Annotated in this window: 5 protein-coding genes; 3 read left to right on the top strand and 2 right to left on the bottom strand. The window is 38.6% G+C overall.

The window, feature by feature from the left end; translation table 11 throughout:
• Positions 1-584: 584 nt before the first annotated feature.
• Both SP041_RS20430 and SP041_RS20435 read right to left on the bottom strand, forming a co-directional pair.
• The gene (locus tag SP041_RS20430; protein ID WP_025563378.1) at positions 585-1016 is read right to left on the bottom strand and encodes a transcriptional repressor; all 432 of its coding nucleotides are present in this window, start codon (positions 1014-1016) and stop codon (positions 585-587) included.
• A 263-nt stretch (positions 1017-1279) separates the two neighbouring features.
• Positions 1280-2323 carry a helix-turn-helix domain-containing protein gene (locus SP041_RS20435; protein ID WP_025563379.1) on the bottom strand — a complete coding sequence of 348 codons (1044 nt, stop codon included), beginning with the start codon at positions 2321-2323 and terminating at the stop codon, positions 1280-1282.
• A gap of 175 nt (positions 2324-2498) precedes the next feature.
• Between SP041_RS20435 and SP041_RS20440 the strand changes: the two genes are divergently transcribed.
• The 3 genes from SP041_RS20440 (at position 2499) to eat (ending at position 6186) form a co-directional block, all read left to right on the top strand.
• Positions 2499-3899, top strand: a complete 1401-nt coding sequence (locus tag SP041_RS20440; protein WP_025563380.1) for an ethanolamine ammonia-lyase subunit EutB — start codon at positions 2499-2501, stop codon at positions 3897-3899.
• Positions 3896-4729: an ethanolamine ammonia-lyase subunit EutC gene (gene eutC / locus SP041_RS20445; RefSeq protein ID WP_025563381.1), complete on the top strand. Its 834-nt coding sequence runs from the start codon at positions 3896-3898 to the stop codon at positions 4727-4729. The genes SP041_RS20440 and eutC overlap by 4 nt, the downstream gene beginning before the upstream one ends.
• Before the next feature lie 65 nt (positions 4730-4794).
• A complete protein-coding gene (eat, locus tag SP041_RS20450; RefSeq protein WP_025563382.1) occupies positions 4795-6186 on the top strand; it encodes an ethanolamine permease in 1392 nt (463 codons plus the stop codon).
• The last annotated feature ends 215 nt before the right edge of the window (positions 6187-6401 follow it).

The raw sequence follows: 6401 nt of genomic DNA on the forward strand, positions 1-6401 counted from the left end.
ATTATATAAATGGCTATTACAATCGATATCGCCCACATCAGTTTAACGGCGGATTTTCACCATTAGCAGCAGAGAAAGAAAACGTAAAAACCTCTAACAAGATGGCCAGTTTTACTTGACCACTACATTAAGCACTTTCTTCGATATGTAATATCGGTCATATACCGATTAGTGTTCAAAGTGCTTTGTTCAAGCTAACGAGCCAGAGGGCAAACTGTGAAGCAAACATCTTCATTGTTAGAAAGTGCTGACTTAACCCGTTAGATCTTCTTCTTTCTACCTCGCATCAGTTCATTTCAGCGCTTGCTGATTTTTGCATATTGAATGGTAACGGTTATATGTTCAGAAGTATGATGTGTCGATGGAATCGTTATTTTTTGAAATGAATTAATCTATTTTTTCAACGCTGCTTAGCTGTTATACATTTCAATGTTGAATCTGCCCGTTAATTTCAGTGCTTGTTTGAAAGTTTGTTTAAGAAGGTTATGTGAAAGAAGAAAAAATGAAGGCTAAAAGTATTGATAAATACAACCTTCATTATTTATTAGTGACAGTTTATTAAACGAGGGTTACTTTGTCATTCGTTAGGCAATACATCTGTCGCAAACGCCATGTGCTTCTAATACTTTGTTCGTTATCTTAAAGCCAAACTGAGAAGCTTTAGTTGAGAATGCTTCATCTATAATGGGGTCACTGACTTCGATCACTCGTTTACATTTCTCACAAATCAATAATTGCATCGGATGTTCGCAACCTAGATGGCAACACATCAGATAAGAGTTCAATGACTCTATACGATGAATGAAATGATTATCTAATAAAAAATCAAGAGCACGATAAATCGTTGGGGGTTTTGCTTTGCTATCGAATTTCTGTAGTTGCTCTAATAGTTCGTAAGCTGTAATTGCACCTTTATGTTCTGCCATTAGTGTAAACACCTGCTGGCGAACGGCTGTAAAGCGTACATTATTTGACTTACAAATATCGATTGCTCGATCGAGTAATGGATGGGACATAGTGGCAACTTCTATCAGTAAAAGAACACTTATAATATCATAGAGGTGACAGATTAAAGAGTGCAATTATTACTGGGAGTATTTGGCTTAATATTTTCGCATTATTTTGCTAATCACTCTGCTTTTGTGAATACGTTGTGATTAATGTGGATTGCTTTTATTCACTGAGGCGCTTTATTAAATAAAAAGCTGAATATCATGGATAAATTTTGGTCGTGATGAACAATTTAATCTGCCCACTTATTTTAAATACCCATCAAGTTTTATTTCTTAAAGGTATCTTGATGAATGATGACATGCTGATAAGTATCCGAACGCTTTATCGTTTGCGTCGGCGTTTCACCAAATAAATCTTTGTATTGTGCATTGAATGTTCCTATATGAAAAAAACCAAAATCGAGTGCAAGGTCTGCAATACCGAGTTCATTATCTGCGTTTAATAAAAGGCGTCTGATTTCATTGAGACGACAATCTCTTATGTATTGAATAGGTGACATGCCAAAGCCTTGTTCAAAACAGTATTGCAATGCTCGTCGACTGACGTTGGTTATTTGGCATAGTTCAGTAATCGTAAGAGGGTAGCTATTTGTTTCTTTAATGTAATGAGTAATATCAGCAATCACTCTTTGAGTGGTTTGTTGTGTTACTTTCACTTCATTAAAACCATATTCTGTTTGTGTTAATAAATCCGCTACTTTAGATGTAATAAGTGGCGTTAATCTGGCTAACCGAGCAGGATTCTCATCGCCGAAAATACTATTACTTCCCATGGGTGAGTTATTATTATTCAATAATAAACTAATCAACTTCGCTAGCTCATAACTCACATAATGATTAGGTCGTGAAGCCTGCATAGTATGACTTTGGTTTTGCCATAGATCGTAATCTCCTCCAATCATCTCCTCACTAATACTCTTTTTATTAATCACAAGGCCATAAATATGAAAGTCTGGTGGCGTTATTAATTCAAATTCAATACCTGAAGGACGCGTCATTAATTGCCCTCCGATTATTTCGCTGTTATTTATTTTCGGCCTTTGCGGTTGCAATGAAAAACCAAGCCATAGATTGTCGTGTTTCACACAACATTGTTGTTGTAATGTGCGGTTAGTGAATTCTTCAAAGAAGTGAATTCCCCCTAACTTTAATTCATCTAAATAACCACTGAATGTACCGCTACTGTGTTGGTTATAGCGTTGTTCCCACTGAATTAGACTCTCTGCTTGTTGATTGACATCAAAAGTAAATGATTTGCACCTTTCTAGTGCAGAGGCGGTACTACCTTGGTGCTGCTTTATAAACCCCATTTTTCCGCCTTTTCTTATTTATGCCTCAATTTGAGGCGCTCTTTACTTAACATACTGTTTTAAAAGCAATTTTGTTTTTGCGTAATAGCGTTATTCAGTTGGAACGATCCTCGCAATCTACGTCGTTATTAGTTTGCAAAGTTTGCGCCGAATTTAATGTTTTGAGGTATTTTACATGTCCAATTATCGCTATCAGCTAGGTACTCACCTTTATCGATTTGATAATCTTGCTGATTTGATGGCTAAAGCATCACCAATGAGATCAGGTGATCAATTGGCTGGTGTTGCTGCGCTGTCGTCAGAGCAACGTGCTGTCGCACAAATGCTATTGGCAGAATTACCGTTAAAAACCTTTCTTGAAGAAACACTCATCCCTTATGAAAAAGATGAAATAACGCGTCTTATTATTGACGAACATGATGCAGCTGCATTTTCTGATATTTCACATTTAACTGTTGGCGATTTTCGTAATTGGTTATTACAAGAGACAACAACTGAAGTTGATTTCAAACGTATTCGTGCAGGTATCACACCTGAAATGGTGGCGGCGGTTAGCAAAATAATGCGTAACCAAGACCTTATTTTAGTCGCTAAAAAATGCAATATTATTACTCAATTTCGTAACACTATTGGCTTACCTGGACATTTATCAACACGTTTACAACCTAATCATCCAACAGATGATGTGAATGGCATTGCGGCGACTATTTTTGATGGCTTAATGTATGGCAGTGGTGATGCTGTATTAGGTATCAATCCTGCCACTGATAGCGTTTCACAAGCAGTGAAATTAATGAAATTAATGGATGATGTTATTCAGCATTATGAGATACCAACGCAGTCTTGTGTATTAACACATGTGACTAACACCATTGAAGCAATAGAACTTGGCGCACCTGTGGATCTGGTTTTTCAGTCGATTGGTGGCACAGAAGCAACCAATCAAGGCTTTGGCGTTAACCTCAATGTATTAAATGAAGCTCATCAAGCCGCATTAGAATTAAAACGCGGAACGGTCGGCAATAACGTGATGTATTTTGAAACAGGTCAAGGTAGCGCGCTTTCTGCTAACGGCCATCACGGTGTGGATCAACAAACATGTGAAACACGTGCTTACGCAGTAGCACGTAAATTTAAACCTTTATTAGTTAATACAGTCGTTGGCTTTATAGGCCCTGAATACCTTTTCGACGGGAAACAAATTATTCGTGCAGGCTTAGAAGATCATTTCTGTGGGAAACTATTGGGTTTACCAATGGGATGCGATATTTGTTATACCAACCACGCCTATGCCGATCAGAATGATATGGATAACTTACTGACGCTACTAGGTGTTGCAGAGTGTTCATTTATCATGGGTATTCCTGGCTCTGATGACATCATGCTTAACTATCAAACAACATCATTCCATGATGCTCTTTATGCTCGTCAGGTGTTAGGACTTCGCCCTGCACCAGAGTTTGATCAATGGCTTAAAAAAATGCAATTGGCACCCGCTGATAACCTTACCCAATTAAGTAATACATTACCTGATCGCTTTGCTCATCCATTAAATATGATCAAGGAGCTTTCATGAGTGACATTAAACCTAATGACTCAAAAATAGTCCATAAAGACCCGTGGGAAAAGTTACGTCAGTTTACTGATGCGCGTATTGGTCTAGGTCGCGTTGGTACAAGTCTTCCTACATCAGAACTACTACGCTTTCAGCTTTCTCATGCGCAAGCTATTGATGCGGTGCATGTGCCACTCGATGTCGATAAATTATGTGAGCAATTTGAACAGTCTGAAGTATTAAAACCTTACTTACCAATGCAGAAGTTACATAGCAAAGCGCGTGACCGTATGGAATACCTACAACGTCCAGATTTAGGCCGTCAATTGGACGAAAAGTCTATCTCTTCTTTACAGCCTGCGGTAGGTGAACGCTACGATTTAGTGTTTGTGCTTGCTGACGGTTTATCTTCTTATGCGATTAGCCATCATGCAAAAAACTTTATAGAACTTTTTATTAGTCGTCTCAATGAAGAGTCCAATAAAAAATTAAATATCGCCCCTATCTGTGTGGTTCAACAGGGGCGTGTTGCCGTGGGAGACGATGTTTGTGAAGCCTTGAATGCTAAACAAGTTGTACTTCTGATTGGTGAACGTCCGGGACTAAGTTCACCAGACAGTATGGGGATGTATTTAACATGGAATGCTAAACGCGGTATTGAAGATTCATTACGTAATTGCATTTCAAATATTCGCCCTGAAGGTTTGAAGTACCAAGCTGCGGTACATAAGGGACACTATTTACTCACTGAATCCCATCGCCTTGAACTAACGGGGGTGAATTTAAAAGATCGCTCTGAAGATTCATTACTTGATATCGATGATACACAACAATTTTGCTTAACGGTTTAACCCGTTATTGCTTCATATATAACAATTAATTTTAACTATCTAACCAAAATAAAAAAGGAAGTATTATGTCTAATAACGAAGAGTATCTTGCTCAAAGACAATTAAAGAAGGGAGCAGCAGGTTGGATCTTGCTTGCAGGCTTAGGGATATCATATGTTATTTCTGGTGATTTCGCTGGATGGAACTTTGGTATTGCTCAAGCAGGTTGGGGCGGCTTCGTCATTGCTGCTGTATTAATGGGCGTGATGTACTTAACACTTGTATTATCACTTGCTGAAATGTCAGCGGCTATTCCTGCTGCTGGTGGAGGCTATAGTTTTGCTCGCCAAGCGATGGGGCCGGCTGGTGGCTATCTCACTGGTTTAGCCGTATTAATTGAATATACACTTGCGCCTGCTGCGATTGTAATTTTTATTGGTTCTTCGGTTAATGAACTATTAGGGCTTGATGGGCCGCTTGTTTATGCTGCTTTCTATCTTGTTTTTGTCGGTATCCATATTTTTGGTGCAGGTGAAGCATTAAAAGTAATGATGGTGATCAGTGCATTAGCTGTATTAGCAATCATAGCAACAGGCGTTGTGCTGTTACCTGAGTTTAATGTTGATAACTTATTCGATATTGTCCCATCAGCGGGCGGTACAGAATTTTTACCAATGGGCTATTATGGTGTTTGGGCTGCACTACCTTTTGCAATGTGGTTATTCCTTGCCGTAGAAGGTGTACCGCTTGCTGCTGAAGAAGCAAAAGATCCCGCTAAAGATGTGCCTAAAGGTATTATCGCAGCAATGATCTTCTTATTATTCACTGCCATTCTTGTTGTTGTATTAGTGGCTGGTGCTGCTGGTGCACAAGTGACTGCAGGCAGTGCTGTACCGTTAGTTGATGCATTAAAAATGACGGGTAACCCAAATATTGCGACCATGGTTAATGTATTAGGTTTAGCAGGTCTTGTTGCTTCATTCTTCTCTATTATCTACGGATATAGCCGTTTAGTATTTGCATTATCTCGTGCAGGTTACTTACCACAAAAATTATCATTAACCAGTAAACGTAAAGTACCTGTACGTGCACTTATCGTACCTGGCGTGTTAGGTTTTCTATTATCGCTAACGGGTGAAGGTGACTTAATGTTATCAATGGCGGTTGTAGGTGCAACGGTGTCATACGCAATGATGTCTGGTAGTCACATTCTATTACGTATTAAGCAACCTAATCTTAATCGCCCATACAAAACACCAGGTGGTGTGGTGACTTCTGGTATTTCATTCGTATTGTCTTTAATCGCACTAACGGGTGTGTATGCTTACGATGTAAGAGCTTTCTACTTTACATTGGTGCTATTTGTTATTGGCATGGCTTATTACGCTTTAGTCGGCAGAAACAACTTAGTGGCCTCTTCTGCTGAAGAAGAGTTTGCGATGTTATCTCGTGCTGAAGATGAGCTTGTTACTAATTAAATAACATTATTATTAATTAAAGATTAAGAAGCTCAATCTCAATTGATTAAAACCTACCTCGCAAGGTTAATGCCGATCGGTTAAGGAGCTAAGAAGAAAACTTGAACGATCTTGCAGATAGAACATAATCCCCACTCTTATTTAAGGTTGGGGATTTTTTTTGTTTAATCAAGAAATGGAATTGGTGTATGAATCATTTGAAAATAAAGATGCTT

Origin of the sequence: Psychromonas sp. SP041 (assembly GCF_000470315.2) — a bacterium.
Lineage (GTDB): Bacteria > Pseudomonadota > Gammaproteobacteria > Enterobacterales > Psychromonadaceae > Psychromonas.